This is a genomic window from Petropleomorpha daqingensis (assembly GCF_013408985.1).
GTDB lineage: Bacteria > Actinomycetota > Actinomycetes > Mycobacteriales > Geodermatophilaceae > Petropleomorpha > Petropleomorpha daqingensis.
The window spans coordinates 3,536,471-3,554,664 of the sequence record NZ_JACBZT010000001.1 but is presented as its reverse complement, the minus strand read 5'-3'; the positions used below and the strand labels follow the sequence as shown (position 1 = coordinate 3,554,664).

Sequence of the window (18,194 nt, the reverse complement as noted above, 5' to 3'; positions counted from 1 at the left end):
CCCTGAGAACCCTGCGCTCCGCGGGGACCTGTCTGGTTCCACTGGATCGCCGTCGTCCCTCGGGGGCATGACGTCCCTGCATCCTGCAGGACGACGACGTGGCTCCCCCTCACCGCGGCGCTGGTCCAGCAGCCGTGGATCACCCCCGAGCTGTCCACCGGACTCGGTGACAGCGCGGACGCTGTTCCCGCAGCTCCGAGCAGCGCAACAGCGCCGGCGGTGATCACGACGACCCGACTTCTTCTCACGAGGCCCCCCAAGGCAGCGCCCCGGCCGATCCTCATCCGGCCGCAAGCGGCGGGGGAAAGCTATGCCCGCCCAAACCGTTTCTTCCGCCAACTAAGCGCACCATCTGGAGTCGTAACGCCCAAGGCACGGCGACACCCGCCGACCCGTGCGCCGGCGTCCAGGCAGCCGAACGTCTCGCGCTGGTCTCGGCCCCTTGCTCTCACCGCAACCCTCGGGAAGAGTCGACCCGCCGCGATCGGCGCGGGCTGACCGGTTGGGCGGGTATGACGCAGGACGAAGCGGATGCACTGATGGGTGTCGGGTTCGCCGACCCCGGCGGGCGGACCCGGGGCGAGAGCCTCGGCGAACGGCTGCTGGGATCTCTGCTCGACCGGGCGCACCTCATGCCTCCGCGCCTGGTCGGTCCGCTCGTCGCCCAGGAGGTCGCCGAGATGGGCGGCCGCGACGTCGCCGTCTACCTGCAGGACTTCGAGCACGCGATGCTGCGTCCGCTGCAAGGGCCGGGGCTGGTCGGACGGCCCGAACCGATCGACGGCAGCCCGGCCGGCGACGCGTTCCGCACCGACCAGCGGTGCGAGGTGCCCCAGGCGGACGGCACGGTGCGGCTGTTCGTGCCGATGCTCGACGGCTCGGACCGTGTCGGCGTGCTGGCCCTGACCCTTCCCGAGGTGGACGACAACGATCGGCGGCTCGCCCAGCGCATCGCCGGCCTCACCGCGGACCTGGTGGTCACCAAGTCCGGCTACACGGACACCTTCGCGCGCGCCCGCATGACCAAGCCCATGAGCCTGTCGGCCCACCTGCAGTGGCAGACGCTGCCGCCGCTGGTCATGACCACGCCCGACATCGCGCTGGCCGGAGCCTTGGAACCGGCCTACGAGGTCGGCGGCGACAGCTTCGACTACGCCCTGGACGAGCACACGCTGCACCTGGCGGTCTTCGACGCGATGGGCCACGGCATCGAGGCGGCCAGCATGGCCAGCCTGCTGATCGCCGCCTACCGGCACGGTCGGCTCTCCGACCAGGCACTGCCGGACATGTACCGGCAGATGGACGACGTCATGGCCGCCTCGTTCCCGGGACGGTTCGCCACCGCGTTGATCGGACAGCTCGACACCGTCACCGGACGGCTTTCGTGGATCAACGCCGGCCACCCCAGCGGGTTGCTCATCCGCAACGGCCTCGTACTCGGTGAGCTGGGTGGACCGATCACCCGGCCGGTCGGGTTCGGCCATGCCGAACCCCGTGTGCACTCGACGCAACTGGAGCCCGGGGACCGTGTGCTGTTCTTCACCGACGGCGTGGTCGAGGAACGGCTCGACGACGGCGGCCAGTTCGGAGAGCAGCGGCTGCAGCAGTTCGTCGAGGACGCCTCGCTGCTCGCGCTGCACCCTGCCGAGACCGTGCGGCTTCTCTCGCACGCGCTCCTGAGGGGGCGCGGCGGCCGGACCAGCGACGACGCCTCGCTGCTCATGGTCGAGTGGAAGAGCCCACCCCGGGACGACGAGCTGGCGCGCGGGATCCCCGAAGCGGTCCCGACCGGGACCGTGCTCGACTGATCCGCGGTGCGCCCGGGGCCCGGTCACTGGACCGAGGGGCAAGCCGCTGACCTGCGGTTGTGCTCCCCCGATTGGACTCGAACCAATAACCCTGCGATTGATCGGCTCCATTCGACTGGCATCACGTTGCTGCACCTTGTGTACGCACCTGACCTGCAGACTTCCTCCAGTTTCCCTCCAGCCCTGTCCGGTGTTGCCCCTTTCTGACCCCTGTGGACTCTTGATTGGTGGGGGATAAATGGGGGCTAGGGTGCGCCGGCATGGGACGCCCACCGATGGCCCTGGGCACCGCCGGCGCCATTCGCATCTACAAGACCAGCACCGGCTTTCGCGCCCGCGTGCTCGTCCGCGACTACGACGGGCACGTGCGGGCCGTGGAACGCAACGCCGCCAGCAGGATCGCGGCCGAGCGCGCGCTCAAACTCGCCCTGCGCGACCGGGCACCCGGCAAGTCGGGCGGCGAGCTCACCGCAGACAGTCGCGTGCTGTTGCTGGGCGAGGCCTGGTACGCGGGCCTGGACAACCTGTCCCCCATCACACTGCAGGCCTACCGCGACCGGCTGGACCGCCAGCTCCTGCCCCGTCTCGGCCAGCTCCGCATCCGCGAACTGTCCGTGGGGATCCTCGACCGGCACCTGCGCGACATCGCCGACCACCACGGGATCGCCACCGCCCGGATGTGCCGGTCCGTGCTGTCGGGCATGTGCGCGCTGGCTGCCCGCCACGACGCCCTCCCCCACAACCCCGTCAAGGACCTCGGCCGCATCAACGGCCGGCCGAAGACCGCCCCCCGCGCGCTGACGCTGGCCGAGCTCCGGCAGCTGCGCGCCGCGCTCACCTACGACGAGAAAGCCATAGCACGCGACCTACCCGAGCTGGTCGCCTTCCTGATGGCCACCGGCCTGCGCATCGGCGAAGCCTGCGGCCTGACCTGGAGCGCCGTCGACCTCGAGGGCGGGCTGGTCGAGGTGACAGCCGCCGCGGTGCGCGTGCGTGGCGAAGGGCTGGCGATCAAGTCGACCAAAACCGACGCCGGCCGCCGCACCCTGATCCTCCCCCGCTGGTGCACCGACATGCTCCGCGACCGAGCGCGCCGCTCCGGAGGCACGACCGGCGGCAGAGGAGCTCGTCCGGTGTTTCCTGCACCGCTTGGCGGCTGGCGCGACCCGTCCAACACCCAGGCCGACCTACGAGATGCGTTTGCCGCCGCCGGCTTCGACTGGGTCACCTCCCATGTCTTCCGCAAGACCGTCGCCACCCTCATGGACCAGGCCGGTCTGTCCTCCCGCGCCGCCGCCGACCAGCTCGGCCACGCCAACACGTCCATGACCACCGACGTCTACTTCGGCCGCAAGATCGCCGCGACCGGCGCCGCCACGGTTCTCGAAGCACTGGCCGACACCGAGTCGCTCAACAGCACAGGCACCGTCAGAGACGGCGTCTCCAAATGAGAGCCTCCGCAACCCCGGTCACCAGGACCGGGACAGTCCCACGTGGCCGCACCGTCGTATGACTGGAGAGGAGTAATCCATGGACCACGTTCGCAGCACCGGTCGGCCATGTCATCGGTGATCCGCGCCGGCTTGCCACCGGGCAACCACAACGAAATCCTCCTCGTCGACGAAGCGCAACAGTTCGTCGTCTGCAGCGCGGCGGTCAGCACCAATCGCCGACTTCTCGCCAAGAACCTGATCAAGAGAAGGCAGGCCGAAGTCGTGCTGTGGGAGTCCTGTGCGCAGTACGTAGGCCTTGTCATCGCTCATGACGCCGCGGGTCTTGTCGGTCAGGTCGGTGCCAGCGTGAGCCGTAGGAAGCCAGCAGTTGGCCCTCTGCCCGAATCGCGCAGAGGGCCAACCATGGCAACGGCTGCTTGGCCGATCAAGGCCGCCCCATGCCATGCAAGGGAAATTGCTCATGCGGCTGGATCAGAGCCGCCCGGAGCTGGGCACTCGTCCGCACATCGGCCCGCCGAACGATCCATCAACCAGGAGCTGACCGACTGCTGTCGACGGTGCCGTCAGTGGCTATCGCGCTCCCTCCCCCCGGCCAGAGACGCCGGACCTGCACCCCGAGTAAGCGCCGCAGCGGCACGAGCAGCCTGGCGTTACTGAGCGGCGAGTTCGACGAGCACCACGGATTGCGGCTCGATCTCGACATCCAGGTCGAGGGAGCCGGAATCGGTTACGAGCTCTTCCCGGGTTGCTCCGAGTTCGCCGCGTAGCGATCGCTGGCTGATCGACACGGCCCGCCCCTTCCACGGGAGGTTGGTCAGCCGTACCTGCGCGGACTCGACGCCGGCCGATGCCAGTCCGTCGCGCTGCGGTGGGAGGCGGTAGCTGAGCTCGATGTGCTTGGGGCCGATCGGGATGCGGAACCGGAACTCGTCGCTGTTCCTCGCCGTGAGCGCTGACTCCGGTGCCACGAAGTTGGCGATGAGGATGCGCGCGCGGTCGCCGTCGCGGCTGGCGAGACAGGCGAAGCCGGCCTCGTCCCCGCCGGTGACGGCGAGTCGCTGACCGGTCATGGCCTGCCCGATGAAGGAGAACGCCATGGCGCGCTCGTCGGGCGAGCCCTCCCGGTTGTAGATGGCAGCCGGGTCGACGAAGCCGTAGTGAGGGTCCCGGCCGCTGTCCGCCCGGAAGAAGAGGGCGTGGTGCACGGGCGTGTCCTGCAGGTAGATCGCGGCGGCGGCCTGGAACGCCGCCTTCTCCGGTGACGGGGCGTCGTTGCTGGGGATCGCCAGGTAGTTCCAGTAGGACAGCATCAGCTCGGTGTCATCGAAGCCGTAGCTGTCCAGCAGCGCGCGCATCTCCCCGGCGACGAACCGGAAGTCCAGAGGATCCCGCGTGGGGTCCACGAACCACAGGAACGAGAAGAAGTCCAGCGGCAGTCGTCGTTCCCGCACGAACGAGAGGAAGCCCTCGCGGTAGTCGGCGTCGGGGTTGAGCGGGAAGGCCAGCGACGGGCCCCCGACCACCAGGGTGTCGTCGACCCGCTTGACGGCCGCGCAGAAGGCCTCGTACATGGCGAAGAAGTCATCGGCCGGACCCTCGAAGTGCAGCGGTCCCAGGTCCGGCTGGTCGCCGAACTCGTACATCCGGATGGGCCTGGCCGGGCCATCGGCCCAGCCGCGGGCGTAGTGGCGCACGACGTGCTCGACGACCACGCCGTACTTGTCCACGTCCAGCGCCGGAAGCTTGTTGGCGGGGATGGCGCTCGCGAAGGTGAACAGGACGTCGGCGCCGATGGAGTGCACCGCCTGGACCCACTGGTCGGTCGCCGCGAAGTTGTAGCTGGCCGGGTCGGTCGGATCGGCGTCCCAGTCGGGGAAGAGGCTCGCCGGGTTGTTCCTCGTGTCGAGCCGCGAGATCCAGTCGTAGGACCGCACCAGCGTCACGCCGGCCTCCCGCCACAACGGGGTCATGTCGGGAAAATCGGGGTGCTCGGGAAGGGGGCCGGGGATCCCACCCAGCCCCTTGTGCGACCTGAAGTCACGGGCGTCACCCGCGTCGATCTCCAGCACGCGCACGTGTGGCTCTGCTTGCAACTCCGGCATGATCGATCCTTTCGTCTCGCGCGTGATGTCGACATGCGTCCCGTTGGTGCGCCGCGGGCAGAGGGACGTGTTGGCCGCCGACTGGGGTCAGTAGGGCAGGGCCAGGAGTCGGTTGGAGTACTCGTTCGCGATCGGCTCCAGGTCGCGCAAGAACTGCAGTCGCCGTTGGAAGGCCTCGGGTGTGACCGAGTCGAATTCCTCGAGCATCGACTCGATCGACCGCTCGTGCACCGCTCTCGCGCGGGGAAGGCGTCGTGCCATGAACATCAGCTGGGCGTCGAGCAGGGAGTGGTCCTTGGCCAGTTCCTGGGCGAGGACGACGCCGTCCTCGATGGCCATGGCAGCGCCCGAGCCGAGGTACGGCGGCATGGTGTGCGCTGCGTCGCCCCCGATCATCACCCGGCCGCGGAACCAGGGGTAGGGCACCCACACCGTCGAGTACGGCGTGTAGGCGACACTGGTCGACTGCAGGACCTGCACGATGGATTCGGCCATGAACTCCGAGTCCCCCATGAGCGCGCGGGCGCGGTCATACATGATCCGGGGCATCTCGGCCGGGTCGTAGCGCGGGCGGCCCTCCTCGGCGACGGTCAGCACCATGTACATCATGTCGCTCGACAGCGGAGAGAAGACGATCTTGCCCCCGTGGCCCTGGAGGAAGGTGGTGTCGGTCAGGCCGTCCGCGAGCGGCAGAGGACATCGCCACGCCACGCCTCCGGCCGGGGTGGGGTCGTACCGGGCGCCGAAGTACTCGTGGCGGATCTGTGAATTGATCCCGTCGAAGCCGACGACGAGGTCGTATTCCGCACTGTCCCCGTTGCTGAAGGTGACCGCGACGGTGTCCGGCTTCTGCTCCAGGCTCGCCACGGTCGTTCCCATCCGGATGTCGCATCCCAGTTCCTGCGCCCGGGCGGTGGCGACGTCCAGGTAACCGATTCGCGACATGACGAGGATGCTCGGGACGTCACCGTCATCGGGGCCGTAGCTCAGTGTGCTTAGGTGCTGGCCGCGGTTGTCGTAGTACGTCAACCCCGACGGCTTGGTCCCGAACGCCTTGCACTGCTCCAGAAGTCCGAGCTCGCGAACAGCGCGCATGCCGTTGAGCCGCAGGCCGAAACCGACTCCCGGCACGCTGTTGTCCGGCTTGATCTCGATGACATCGACCTGGGCTCCGATCTGCGTCAGCGCGATCGCAGCGCTCAGACCGCCGACGCCGGCCCCGACCACCAGGATCTTCAGCCGCTTCCCCGTCCCCGGCGCATTCCGAAGACTTGTCATGTCGAGTTCGTCGTGGACGCGGCGCAGTTGGTCGAGATCGGTGTCAGACATCAGGAACCTCCGGGTGAATGTGGGTGGGGAAGGCGAGACAGGCGCGGCGGGCGGTCGCGGCGCCGAGCGGGTTGTCGAGGTGCTCGACCCGCAGATGCGGCGGGGCGCTCACCGGCCGCGCCAAGACCTGAGACGGTCGGACACGCGCAGGCATGGACCTCTCACGATCGGCGTAGTTCCGACGGGTCGTCGGCGCCGGTGTACTCGAAGGACCGGAGTAGCACCTCGCCGGCACTGCACCAGACGCCGAGGACGCGTCCGGTCATCCCCCCGGCCACCTCGGTGGAGAGATACCGGCCGTCGAGACGCCCGAGCTCGACGAGCCTGCCTGCTGTGACGACGCCGGCCACCAGGTCGTCCGGGCCGGACTCGGTGCTCCACACGTGGCCGGTCGACGGCTCGGCGCGCAGTTCCAGAGTCACGTCCGGTCCGGTGGCCGCCTCCCCCAGGACCGACGTGATCGATCCGATCCGGACCACCGCCCGGACCCGCTCTCCGTCGGCCTCCAGACGCAGGGCGTGTCGCGGGTCGATGCGGAGCTCGAGGCCGCCCGCGCCGTCCTCCACGCGGACGTCCGCCCGGACGCCGGCGTGCAGGTGCTGCTGCCGGCGGCCGACGAAGACCGGCTCCGCCGCGTCGTCGGCCGTGAGACGCCGGCCGCCCTCCGCGGGGTGCAGCACCTCGCCGGGGAAGCGTCCCGGCGAGACCCAGCTCGGCGGGAGCTCCGGTCCGGACAGGGACTCGCTGACCAACCCGACCGGCGGTGGCTCGATCGGCTCCGTCACCCGGGGCCAGCCGTCCTCCCAGGTCACGTCCGCGGCGAACGTCTCCCGACCGAGCACGTGCCACTGGGGGCTGGACCCGCGGACGCGGACGCCGTGGTAGACCAGCGCCCACGAGCCGTCGGGCCGCTGGACGAGGTCGGCGTGGCCGGCGTTCTGCACCGGGGAGTCGGTCCCCCGGGTGGTCAGGACCGGATTCCAGGGGCAGGGCTCGAACGGACCGGAGGGCGACGGTCCGCGGGCGATGGTCACCGCATGCCCGCGCTCGGTGCCCCCCTCGGCAATCAGCTGATACCAGAGGTCGCCGATCCGGTAGATGTGCGGGCCCTCCGGGAACTTCCCACCCGTCCCCTGCCACAGCTGCCGTGGCTCGGACAGGACGGCTCCGGTCGTCGGGTCGACGACCGCCTGGACGACGCCCAGCGGCTGCCCGTCGGCGAAGCCCGCCCAGGTCAGGTAGCAGCTGCCGTCCTCGTCCCACGAGAGATCGGGGTCGATGCCGGGGGCCTCCGGGAAGAAGACCGGCTCGGACCACGGGCCGGCCGGATCGTCGGCGGTGACCAGCAGGTGGCCTTGCGGATCGGACATGTTGGTGGTGATCAACCAGAACCGGCCGGCGTGGTGCCGCAGCGTGGGCGCGAAGATGCCACCGGACGAGACCGCCCCTGCCACCGACAGCTGGGACGGCCGGTCGAGCGCGTTGCCGATCTGCTCCCACGAGCGCAGGTCCGTCGAGCGGAAGACCGGCAGTCCCGGCGCGTACTCAAAGCTCGAGCAGGCCAGGTAGTAGGCGTCGTCGACGCGGCAGATGCTGGGGTCGGGGAAGAACCCGGGGACGACGGGCCGCTGCGCCGTCATGCCGGCACCTCCGCCCCCGGCCGGCTGTCCTCGACTGCCGCGCGGAGCCGCACCACAGCTTCCTCGGCCACGTCGAAGCCGAGAGCGTCGGTGAGGGCCACGAGGTACACCAGGCAGTCCGCGAGTTCGGCGCGCAGCTCCGGAGCAGCCGGCTCCGCCGTCGGCTCGCCCTCTCCGGCGAACTGCAGATGGGTGGCCACGGCACCAACGCGCCCGGTCAGCGCCAGGGCCATGTTGCGGGGCGTGCGGAACCGGGCCCAGCCCTGCAGATCTACGAGTTCGTCGTAGACGCGGCGCAGCTGGTCGAGATCGTCATCAGGCATGAGGAACCTCTGGGTGGCTGTGGGTGGGAAATCGGTGGGGCGGTCAGTCGGTCAGGACCCGACGCAGCCAGCTGAGACGAGCCGCCCTGGCTTGCTGAGAGATGGCCGCGTGGGGGGCGAGGACGTCGAAGCCGTGGAAACCGCCGGGCCACACGTGCAGCTCGGCCCGTCCGCCGGCCTGCCAGATGCGGCTGGCGTAGTCGACGACCTCGTCGCGGAACGTTTCTGCCGAGCCGACGTCCAGAAAGGTCGGTGGCAACCCGGTGAGGTCCTCCGCGCGGGAGGGCGCCGCGTACGCCGAGACGTCAGGCGTCCCTCGCGCCGGGCCCAGCAGGGCCGTCCACCCGACCTCGTTGCGCGCGCGGTCCCAGGTGTCGACCCCGGCCATCTGGAGGACGGACGGCCGGTCGTTGCGGTCGTCGAGCATCGGGCAGCTGAGCAGCTGCCCGGCGGGTCGCGGACCACCACGGTCGCGGCTCAGGAGGACGAGCGCGGCGGCGAGCCCTCCGCCGGCGCTCTCCCCCGCCACGACGATCCGCCGGGCGTCGGCCTCGATCTCGGACCCGTGCCGGGCCAGCCAGCACAGGCCCGCGTAGCAGTCCTCCACCGGGCCGGGGTGCGGCGTCTCCGGCGCCAGCCGGTAGTCGACCGACACCACGACGGCCCCCAGGTCCCCCGCCCACTCCAGGACCTGCGGGAGCGACATCTCGGGGCTGCCGCTGAACATCCCACCACCGTGCACGTGGTAGATGACCGGTCGAGTGCCATCTGCCTCCGCCGGACGACAGATGACCAGTCGCACGTCGGGGGCGTCCTCCGGTCCCGGGACGGTCCGACGCACGATGTCGAAGGCGCCGTCCCGGCTCAGGTCGGCGTCGCTCGGGGGCTCGAAGCCGGGAGGAGGGATGCGCACCTCCGGGATCGTTTCCAGGGTCAGCGGCGGGAACGCGGGCAACCGCTCCAGCGCTGCGGCGCACTCTGCGTCGAACGGCGGCGGTCCGACCGCCCGGCTCATGCCACCTCCTCCGAACGCTCCGCAGCAGAGGGGCCGTCGTCCGCGTCGGGGAGCTGGTCGGTCCCGGAGTAGGCGTAGTCGGCGAAGGTCACCATGCCTTCGGTGGCGTACAGACCGATCACCCGGCCGGTGAAGGAGTTCGCCGTCTCGAAGCTCCAGTACCGGCCGTCCAGTTCGGCGAGCACCACGCGGCGGCCGCTGGCCGCCGCGCACAGCCGGATGTGGTCCCCACCGGTCCACATGGCCCGGATGTCCCTGGACGGTTGGCGCAGCTCGATGGCGAGTTCCACCTCCCCGGCCGGCAGCGTCGCCTCCCATGTGCGCTCGAACCCGGACAGCGCGGCCCGCGCGGTGACCACGGCCGCGCTCCCCTCCGTGCGGACCTCGAGGGCGAACCAGTGCCGCTCGTCGTGCCGGGCCGCCAGGCCCCCGACCCCTACCGTCGCGTCCACCCGAGCGGTCACCGTCGCGGACAGATGCCGTTGCCGGCGCCCGAGGAACACGGGGCGCCGTGCGTCGAGGCCGGCACCGTCGCCGGCGAGGCACAGCCGCCCCGTCGCCCCGTCCAACGAGGCAACCTCGGCCGGCGTGCGACGCACGGCGATCCATCCCGGGTCGTCCAGGGCGGCCGGGTCGGCGAAGTCGAAGACCGCCTCCTGCCGGGCCGGACCCCCGGCCAGCAGGACCGGCCTCGGCCGTGGCCACCCGTCGACCCAGTCCACGTCGGTCAGGAAGGTCTCGCGGCCCAGCGGGGAAAACGCCTGGGTGAAGCCGACCGGGCGCACCCCGAGCAGGATGAGCGCTGTTCCACCGTCCGGGGTCTCGACCAGGTCACCGTGGCCGGTGTTCTGCACCGGCCGGCGTGTGCCGGCGGCGGTCAGCACGGGGTTGGACGGGCAGCCCTCCCAGGGACCCTCGGGCGAGGAACTCCGGGCGACGGTCACGGCATGCCCGCGCTCGGTGCCGCCCTCGGCAGCCAGCAGGTACCAGTAGCCGCCGCGCCGGTACAGGTGCGGGCTCTCAGGGGTGGACAGCCCGCTGCCGACCCAGAGTGGCCGCGGCTGCTCCAGCGCCTCACCGGTCGCGAGGTCCACCCGCACCTGCTGGATGGCATGGGGGTACCGGGCGTAGGTGACGATCGCGGTGCCATCGTCGTCCCAGGCGAGATCGGGGTCGATGCCGTCGACCGCCCGCAGGGACAGCCCGTCGCTCCACGGGCCGGACGGATCGGTGGCGGTGAAGACGACGCAGCCGCGCCCACCGAGGGCCACCGTGACGATGACGTAGAAGACGCCGTCGCGATACCGGATCGTGGGAGCCCAGACCCCGCCGGGGGTCGGCACGTCGCCGAGATCGACCTGCTCAGGCCGGGTGACCACGTTGCCGATGTGTGTCCACTCGAGCAGATCAGTGCTGCGGTGGACGGGCAGGGCCGGGAGGTACTCCATCGTCGAGTTGACGAGGTAGTACACCCCGTCGACGAGGACGACGCTGGGATCGGGGTGGAACCCGGCGGCAATGGGGCTGGATCGCTGGGTCGTCGTCACTGGGAACTCCTCGGTCGTGGGCTGATCGTCGGCTCTCGGACTGTCCGGGTCCGAGGACGGACTCGTCGCCCCGCCCGGTCCAGGTCCGCCTCCATCAGCCGACCGCCTGCTCGAGAGCGACCGCGGACGGCGCAGCGCTGCGGGCGTCGCAGATGGTGTCGGCGAGCAACTGCCGGGTCCGCCCGGCCGGCTCGATCGAGTCCGGCAGCATGAGGAAGCCGTGCAGCATCCCCGGCGCGCAGACCTGCCGAACATCGACACCGGCCAGGGCCAGCGAGGCCACGAAGGCCTCCCCCGAGGCGCGCAGGTCGTCGTACTCGGCGTTGACGACCAGCGTCGGGGGGAGCCCGTCCAGCACCGCCAGGCCGGGCATCGCGTACCCGTCGGCCGTGGTCTCCGGCCCGCCCAGGTAGTTGCGGTTCATCTCCGCCACATCGCTCGGCAGGAAACGCAGGAGGTCGGGCAGCGTGGCGGCGGCAGCCGCGAGTCCAGGCGACAACGGCGGCACCACGGGGTGCAGGACCGGATAGACGAGCAGCAACGCGGCGGGCGTCCAGGCGTCCTCGTCCCGCACGCGGAGAGCAGCTCCGGCGACCAGGTTGCCCCCCGCGCTGTCCCCGCCCGCGGAGAGCCGCGTCGGATCGATGCCCACGGCGTCGGCGTTGGCCCGCACCCAGCGCAACGCAGCCACGACGTCGTCGTGCGGAACTGGATAAGCGACCCCGTCGACGGCCAGGCGGTAATCCACGCTGACCACCACCGCGTCCGCCCGCACGCAGAACTCGCGGACGAGCCCGTCGATCGGTGCGTCGTCGAGGTTCCCCATGCGGAACCCGCCGCCGTGCACCCACACCAGTCCGGGCCTGGCCGGCGAGCCGTCGCCCTCCACGGGGGTGTACACGCGGACGCGCACAGGTCCGTGCGGGCCTGGGGCCTCCAGGTCGCGGGTGAGCACCTCGGGACAAGGCGCCGCCTCCCCCACGGACATGAACTGCGCCAGGCGGGGGGCCTGTTGGGGATCGGCGAGGGCCGCCTCGATCGACGTCATGCCGTCGAGCAGGTGCAGGTTCGAGGCGAGGTGCGGGTGCAGTGGCATAAGGAGTTCTCCTAGGGGCACCGGCCGCGCGGGCCGGGTGCGACGTGGGATCAGCGCGTCGTCGGTGCGAGCTCGCCGGCCGCCTGTGCGGCGGCGTTCCCTGCCTGGGGGTGGCCAGAGGACGGGTCGAAGACGTGACAGGCGACCGTCCGGTCCTCGAACGGCGCGTCGATCGGCCGCTTGTTCCAGCACACGTCGGCCACGTGCGGGCACCGCGGCGCGAACGGACAGCCCTCCGCCGGTGCGGGTTTGGCCTGGGCCGTGGTGGCCCGGACGACGGCCTGCCTCTGGCGCCGGAGGATGCGCTGCTGCGCGGCGTCCGGCACCGGGACGGCCGCCCGGAGCGCCTGCGTGTATGGGTGGGCGGGCCGGTCGTGTATCGCCGCGGCGGGGCCGGACTCCATGATCCGGCCGCGGTAGAGCACGAGGACACGGTCGGAGAAGTAGGAGACGACCGGGAGGTTGTGGGCGATGAAGAGGTAGCCGACCCCGGTCTCGCGCTGCAGCTCAGCGAGCAAATTGAGCACCTGAGCCTGGGTCACGACGTCGAGGGCGCTGATCGCCTCGTCGCAGACGACGAGCCTGGGGTTGACCGCGAGGGCTCGGGCGATGGCGATCCTCTGCCGCTGGCCGCCGCTGAAGGCGTTCGGGTAGCGATCGGCAGCGTCCTCGGGCAGCCGGACCTTGGTCAGCACCTCGCGGATCCGCTCCAGAGCGGCCGACCGGTCGAGTTCCCCCGCGGCCTCCAGCGGCTCGGCGAGCGTTCTGCCCACGGTGCGGGCCGGGTTCAGCGACCCGTACGGGTCCTGGAAGACGACCTGCAGGTCCGAGGCGATGTGCCGGCGTTCGCCTGCCTTGCTGTGCGTGATGTCGTGCCCGTCCAGCACGATCCGACCGTCGCTGACCGGGGCCAGGCCGAGCAGTGCCCGGCCGATGGTCGACTTGCCGGAGCCGGATTCCCCGACCAGGCCGACGGTCTCGTGCGCGGCCATGGTGAAGCTGACGCCGTCCACGGCCTTGACCGGTGGGGTTCGCCACCCGGGCAGCTTGTACCGGACATGCAGGTCTGTGACGGCGAGCAACGGCGCTGTCTGCTGGGCGGCGCTCATCGGATGGCTCCCGTCTTCGCGAGGCCGGGGATCGGGTCGAGCTCGTCGGTGCGGATGCACCGGCTGGACCGCTCGTCCCCGACGCGGATCAGCGGGATCGTGCCCTCCCGGCAGGCGTCGGCGGCCAGCGGGCAGCGGGCGGCGAACCGGCAGTGCGCCGGCCAGTCCTGGGGCAGCGGCACGACGCCGGGGATGGTGGGCAGCTGCTCCCCGCGGACGGCGTCCTCGGGCATCGCGTCGAGCAAACCGCGGGAGTAGGGGTGCCGGGGGGTGGCGAGCAGCTCGTCCACCGGGGCCAGCTCGACGATCTGCCCGGCGTACATGACCGCCGCGACGTCGCCGATGTCGGCCACCACACCGAGGTCGTGGGTGACCAGCACGAGCGCCAGGCCGAGGGATTCCTGCAGCGAGCGCAGCAGGTCGAGGATCTCGGCCTGGATCGTGGGGTCCAGGGCCGTGGTGGGCTCGTCGGCGATGAGCACCCGGGGCTCCCCCGCGAGTGCCAGGGCGATGCACACCCGCTGTGCCATCCCGCCGGAGAGCTGGTGCGGGTAGCTCTTGGCCACGGCTTCGGCGTTCGGGATGCCGACGAGCCGCAACAGGTCGTGCACCCTCTGGCGGACCTCCACGCGTGATCCGCCCCGGTGCAGCGTGACCACCTCGCCCAGCTGGGAGCGCACGGAGAAGCACGGGTCGAGGGCCACCATGGGCTCCTGCGAGATCAGCGCGATCTGCGAGCCGCGGACCTGCGCCATGTCCTTCTCCGAGAGGGTCAGCAGCTCGCGGCCGCCCAGGCGGACGGAGCCGGCGGCGGCACCGCCCTCGGGGAGCAGGCCCAGGGTCGCCATCGCCGTCATCGTCTTGCCGCAGCCGGACTCGCCGACCAGGCACAGGGTCTGCCCCTGACGGACGGCGAACGAGACGCCGTCCACGACCGACTGCCAACCCCCCTCGGACGTGCGGAAGGAGACGACGAGGTCCTCCACGACCAGCGGGAGGTCGTGGTCGGCCGGGTCCGCGGCCGACGAGCGCCGCCTCTCCCCCGCAGCCCTGGCCGCGGCCTCCGGTGGCAGCTGCGGTCGGCGCAGCGGGGTCAGCAGCCGGGCTCGTCGAGCGGTGGGGAGCGTGGCCAGCAGGGAGTTGCCCAGGTAGTTCAGTGCGGCGACCGTGGCGATGAGCACGATGCCGATCGGGACCATCATCCAGGGGTCGGTGTCGAGGTGGCCGGAGGCGTCGAAGACCAGTTGTCCCCAGCTGGGCTGCTGCGGGTCGAAGCCGAGGCCGAGGAACGACAGCGAGGTCAGGAACAGGAAGGCGCCGCTGTAGAGCAGGAAGCCCTGCACGATCAGCGGCCCCAAGACATTGGGCAGGATGTGCCGCAGCAGGATCGTCCACCGCGCGACGCCGCTGACCCGGGCGGCGTCGACGTAGAGGAGGTCCCGGGAGGCCTGGGTCGAGGCGCGCACCAGCCGGAAGATCCCGCCGCTGATGATGACCCCGAAGATCACCGTCATCACCAGCAGGTTGTTGTTCGAGACGACGGCCACGGCGAGGACGATGACCAGGGCCGGGATGGCGAACAGGACGTTGACCACGAAGTCGGCGACCGCGTCGGCCTTGCCGCCGACGTACCCGACGAGCAGGCCGGCAGGCACGCCGAGGAGGTAGGACACGGCGAGCGGGATGAGCGCCGCGAGCAGCAGGCTGCCGCCCCCGTGCAGGATCCGGGACAGCAGGTCCCGGCCCAGTTCGTCGGTGCCCAGCAGGTAGGTGCCGGTCGGGCCGGACAGCGTGTGGTCGAGGTCTTGGGCCAGCGGGTCGTGCGGCGCGAGGACCCCGGCCAGCGCACTGGATAGGACGACCAGCACGACCCAGCCGAGCGCCACGAGCACGGCCGGCCGGCGCAGCGCCGCCCGGACTGCTGAGGAGAAGGTGCCTGCGGGTCGTGGCCGCCCCGGCTGGGCGACCGGCTCCCCGACGCCCTGGGCGGGAACGGTGGCAGCGGTCATCGGACACGCACCCGGGGGTCGAGAGCAGCCGTGGCCAGGTCGACGACCAGGTTGACCAGGAGGACCACGAGGCTGAAGTACAGGACACCGGCCTGCACGATGGAGAAGTCGTGGGTCTGCACCGAGCGCAGCATCAGGTTGCCCATCCCGGGTAAGCCGAAGATCAGCTCCAGGACGACGACGCCGCCCAGGGTGAAGATGAAGGTCAGCCCCGTCACCGTGGCGACGGGGGTCGCTGCGTTGCGCAGCACGTGCTTGTAGAGGATCCGCCGGCGTGGCACGCCGGTGGAGTGCAGCGTGCGCACGAAGTCGCGGCCGAGCGCGTCCTGCACCGCGGCACGCGCCTGGAACGCAATCTGGCCCAGGTTGGCCACGCTGAGCGCGATGACCGGCAGGACGAGGTGGAGGATCCACGGCCCGAAGCCGGCGGTGCTCAGCTCCGCGTAGCCCGTGGCCGGGAACACCGAGACCTTGAGGGCGAACACGAAGACCAGCAGGGCGGCGAGCCAGAAGTTCGGGATCGCCATGCCCAGGCTGCCCGCCCACTGGACGGTGCGGTCGGTGCGCCCGCCGCGCACCGCCGCGGCCATGCCGAGCACCACACCGAGCACGAGGGTGACGAGCGTCGACAGGAGGGCCAGGGAGAGCGTGGGGGGCAACGCCTGGCCGAGCGCGTCGCTGACGGACTGGCCGTTGACGTAGGAGCGCCCGAGGTCACCGCGCAGCGCTCGGCCGAGCCAGTCGCCGTACTGGGTGAGCACGGGACGATCCAGGCCGAGGGTGTGCTCGAGGGCGCTGACCTGCTGCTTGGTGGAGTTCAGCCCGAGGATGGCGGCGGCCGGGCTGCCGGGCACGAGCTGGACGAGGAAGAAGGACAGGGTGGCTACGACGAACAGCAGCGGTACGGCCACCGCGAGGCGACGGGCAGCGAATCTCAGCACGGGGGCCTCCGTGGCGTTGGTACTGCTCGGGGCGGACCTAGGTGTCCGGGGGTGGGCCGGGAGGCCGGCCCACCCCCGGACAGCTCAGCTGGGCAGGTGGTAGTCGTACAGGTGGATCGCGCCGCGGTCCGGCGGCTCGACCTTCACGACCTTCGGGTCGAAGGCGGTGATGGTCTGGAGCTGAACCGTGCCGAGGAACCAGGCGTCGTCCGCGCCGCGCTGGGCAGCCTGCTGGTACAGGTGGTTGCGGGCGTTCTCGTCCGTCTCCTGCGCCGCCTGCTTCAGCAGCGCGTCGAGCTGCGGGTCGTCGGCCTGATGGACGTTGTAGAAGGCGGTCGACGAGAACAGGTTCGCCATGTCCTGGCCGAAGTCACCGGTGAGGGATGACAACAGCAAGCCGGTGGGTCGGGTGCCGGACTGCACGGCCTGCACCAGGTCGCTGGTGTGGCTCTCGATGTTCACCTTCACGCCCACCTGCTGCAGCTGGCCGGCGATCGCCTGGGCGAACTGGTCGGCCGGCGGGAGGCTGATCATCGTGAGCTCGAAGCCGTCCGGATAGCCGGCCTCGGCCAGCAGCTGCTTGGCCTTGTCGGGGTCGTACGGGTACATCGAACCCAACTGCTCACTCCAGGCAGGGCTGTCCTTGGTGACCGGCACCAGCGGCACGGCGACCGCCGCGTCCTGGTACACCGCCTTGGCGATCTTCGCCCGGTCGATCGCGTAGTTGAGCGCCTGCCGGACCCGCTGGTCACCCATGGCCTTCAAGGCGGTACCGGTCACGTCGACCCAGGCGCCGCTGAAGCCGGACTGGTTGCCGGAGTTGCTGGTGACCGTCGTGAACCCCGGGATCGTTGTGCCGGGCTGCACGGTGAGGGCCTTGACCTGACCGGAGGCAGCGGCGTTCTTGGCCGCGTTGGGATCGCCCTGCAGGGTGAACGTGACCGTGTCGTACGGGAAGACGTTTTCCTTGGCCGCCCAGTAGTCGGGGTTGCGCTTGAACGAGTAGCTGACGCCGGCGCGCGTCGCGGCGGTGTCGAGCACGTACGGTCCGGTGCCGACCGGCGCCTGCTTCAGCCCGTCCGGGTTCTGCAGCGCCTTGGGGCTGACCATGTAGCCGGCGTTCTGGCTGAGGTCGTAGGGCAACGCCGGGTTGGGCGTGCTGAGCGTCACGTCGAGGGTGGTCGGGTCCACGACGGTCATACCGCTGACGTTCTGCAGGAAGATCAAGCTGCCGTAGTTGGCTTTGTTGTCGATCGCGTACTGGAAGTTGGCGCGCACGGCCTCGGCGTCAAACGTCGTCCCGTCGGTGAAGGTGACGCCGTTCCGTAGCTTGAGCTCGAGCGTCGTCGGGTCCTTGAAGTCCCACGACGTCGCCAGCCACGGCTTCAGCTCGCCGTCGACGTAGTGGATGAGCGTGTCGTACGCCGGGTCCTCCAGGTCGCTGAGCGACGACTGGTCGTAGGGGTTGAACGAGTACGCGACGCTCCCGTTCAGGCCGATCGGGAGACTCTGCGAGGTGGACGAACCGCTGTCCGCGCTGGACGAGCCGCACGCGGCCAGCGCCGTCGCGAGGACGACAGCGCTGCCTGCGGCAGCGGTCACCCGGGCGAGCCGGGTCATCGAGACAAGGGGCACCTGGTTCTCCTGGTGGTCGAGACCGCCCCGCTGAGGACCGGCGGCCGCCGTCGGGGGATGGTGGTGTGGGTCACGGTCGGCCGTCAGTCTGCCGGGGCGAGGAACCAAATTCAACGTTCGGATTATGATTCCGGGCGATGGACGCCATAGCCGGCGCTGATGCCCTGTGGCAGTGCAGAACCGCAT

14 protein-coding genes are annotated in these 18,194 nt (G+C 70.7%); 2 read left to right on the top strand and 12 right to left on the bottom strand.

Going from position 1 to position 18,194, the window contains the following annotated elements; translation table 11 throughout:
- Positions 1 to 539 precede the first annotated feature (539 nt).
- Entirely contained in the window at positions 540 to 1,808 is a 1,269-nt protein-coding gene (locus GGQ55_RS17605) for a PP2C family protein-serine/threonine phosphatase (RefSeq protein WP_179718906.1), read from the top strand.
- Positions 1,809 to 2,083: 275 nt separating this feature from the next.
- The gene (locus GGQ55_RS17600; protein ID WP_246323832.1) at positions 2,084 to 3,259 is read left to right on the top strand and encodes a site-specific integrase; all 1,176 of its coding nucleotides are present in this window, start codon (positions 2,084 to 2,086) and stop codon (positions 3,257 to 3,259) included.
- Between the two features lie 111 nt (positions 3,260 to 3,370).
- Here the strand turns inward: GGQ55_RS17600 and GGQ55_RS17595 are convergent, their stop codons facing one another.
- The 12 genes from GGQ55_RS17595 to GGQ55_RS17540 form a co-directional block, all read right to left on the bottom strand.
- Positions 3,371 to 3,571, bottom strand: a complete 201-nt coding sequence (locus tag GGQ55_RS17595; protein WP_179718902.1) for a hypothetical protein — start codon at positions 3,569 to 3,571, stop codon at positions 3,371 to 3,373.
- A gap of 341 nt (positions 3,572 to 3,912) precedes the next feature.
- On the bottom strand, positions 3,913 to 5,337 hold the full coding sequence (locus GGQ55_RS17590; RefSeq protein ID WP_179718900.1) for a GH39 family glycosyl hydrolase: 1,425 nt from the start codon (positions 5,335 to 5,337) through the stop codon (positions 3,913 to 3,915).
- A 114-nt stretch (positions 5,338 to 5,451) separates the two neighbouring features.
- Entirely contained in the window at positions 5,452 to 6,693 is a 1,242-nt protein-coding gene (locus GGQ55_RS17585) for an FAD-dependent monooxygenase (RefSeq protein ID WP_179718898.1), read from the bottom strand.
- Between the two features lie 161 nt (positions 6,694 to 6,854).
- The gene (locus GGQ55_RS17580) at positions 6,855 to 8,333 is read right to left on the bottom strand and encodes a glycoside hydrolase family 43 protein (protein ID WP_179718896.1); all 1,479 of its coding nucleotides are present in this window, start codon (positions 8,331 to 8,333) and stop codon (positions 6,855 to 6,857) included.
- Positions 8,330 to 8,656, bottom strand: a complete 327-nt coding sequence (locus tag GGQ55_RS17575) for a nucleoside triphosphate pyrophosphohydrolase family protein (RefSeq protein ID WP_179718894.1) — start codon at positions 8,654 to 8,656, stop codon at positions 8,330 to 8,332. The genes GGQ55_RS17580 and GGQ55_RS17575 overlap by 4 nt, the downstream gene beginning before the upstream one ends.
- 43 nt (positions 8,657 to 8,699) lie before the next feature.
- Entirely contained in the window at positions 8,700 to 9,671 is a 972-nt protein-coding gene (locus GGQ55_RS17570) for an alpha/beta hydrolase (RefSeq protein ID WP_179718892.1), read from the bottom strand.
- On the bottom strand, positions 9,668 to 11,218 hold the full coding sequence (locus GGQ55_RS17565) for a glycoside hydrolase family 43 protein (protein WP_179714522.1): 1,551 nt from the start codon (positions 11,216 to 11,218) through the stop codon (positions 9,668 to 9,670). The genes GGQ55_RS17570 and GGQ55_RS17565 overlap by 4 nt, the downstream gene beginning before the upstream one ends.
- Positions 11,219 to 11,312: 94 nt before the next feature.
- Positions 11,313 to 12,314 carry an alpha/beta hydrolase gene (locus GGQ55_RS17560; protein WP_179718890.1) on the bottom strand — a complete coding sequence of 334 codons (1,002 nt, stop codon included), beginning with the start codon at positions 12,312 to 12,314 and terminating at the stop codon, positions 11,313 to 11,315.
- 50 nt (positions 12,315 to 12,364) lie between these two features.
- Complete coding sequence (locus GGQ55_RS17555) at positions 12,365 to 13,423, bottom strand: oligopeptide/dipeptide ABC transporter ATP-binding protein (RefSeq protein ID WP_179718888.1); 1,059 nt, start codon at positions 13,421 to 13,423, stop codon at positions 12,365 to 12,367.
- A complete protein-coding gene (locus GGQ55_RS17550) occupies positions 13,420 to 15,432 on the bottom strand; it encodes a dipeptide/oligopeptide/nickel ABC transporter permease/ATP-binding protein (RefSeq protein WP_179718886.1) in 2,013 nt (670 codons plus the stop codon). Before GGQ55_RS17550 ends, GGQ55_RS17555 begins: the two co-directional genes overlap by 4 nt.
- Entirely contained in the window at positions 15,429 to 16,373 is a 945-nt protein-coding gene (locus GGQ55_RS17545; protein ID WP_179718884.1) for an ABC transporter permease, read from the bottom strand. The genes GGQ55_RS17550 and GGQ55_RS17545 overlap by 4 nt, the downstream gene beginning before the upstream one ends.
- A gap of 84 nt (positions 16,374 to 16,457) precedes the next feature.
- A complete protein-coding gene (locus tag GGQ55_RS17540; protein ID WP_179718882.1) occupies positions 16,458 to 18,008 on the bottom strand; it encodes an ABC transporter substrate-binding protein in 1,551 nt (516 codons plus the stop codon).
- Between the last annotated feature and the right edge of the window lie 186 nt (positions 18,009 to 18,194).

Excerpts from the sequence above, each read along its gene's own strand:
- GGQ55_RS17605 (WP_179718906.1), top strand. The coding sequence starts at position 540 with ATGGGTGTCGGGTTCGCCGACCCCGGCGGGCGGACCCGGGGCGAGAGC.
- GGQ55_RS17600 (WP_246323832.1), top strand. The coding sequence starts at position 2,084 with ATGGCCCTGGGCACCGCCGGCGCCATTCGCATCTACAAGACCAGCACC.
- GGQ55_RS17595 (WP_179718902.1), bottom strand. The coding sequence starts at position 3,571 with ATGAGCGATGACAAGGCCTACGTACTGCGCACAGGACTCCCACAGCAC.
- GGQ55_RS17585 (WP_179718898.1), bottom strand. The coding sequence starts at position 6,693 with ATGTCTGACACCGATCTCGACCAACTGCGCCGCGTCCACGACGAACTC.
- GGQ55_RS17580 (WP_179718896.1), bottom strand. The coding sequence starts at position 8,333 with ATGACGGCGCAGCGGCCCGTCGTCCCCGGGTTCTTCCCCGACCCCAGC.
- GGQ55_RS17575 (WP_179718894.1), bottom strand. The coding sequence starts at position 8,656 with ATGCCTGATGACGATCTCGACCAGCTGCGCCGCGTCTACGACGAACTC.
- GGQ55_RS17570 (WP_179718892.1), bottom strand. The coding sequence starts at position 9,671 with ATGAGCCGGGCGGTCGGACCGCCGCCGTTCGACGCAGAGTGCGCCGCA.
- GGQ55_RS17560 (WP_179718890.1), bottom strand. The coding sequence starts at position 12,314 with ATGCCACTGCACCCGCACCTCGCCTCGAACCTGCACCTGCTCGACGGC.
- GGQ55_RS17555 (WP_179718888.1), bottom strand. The coding sequence starts at position 13,423 with ATGAGCGCCGCCCAGCAGACAGCGCCGTTGCTCGCCGTCACAGACCTG.
- GGQ55_RS17550 (WP_179718886.1), bottom strand. The coding sequence starts at position 15,432 with ATGACCGCTGCCACCGTTCCCGCCCAGGGCGTCGGGGAGCCGGTCGCC.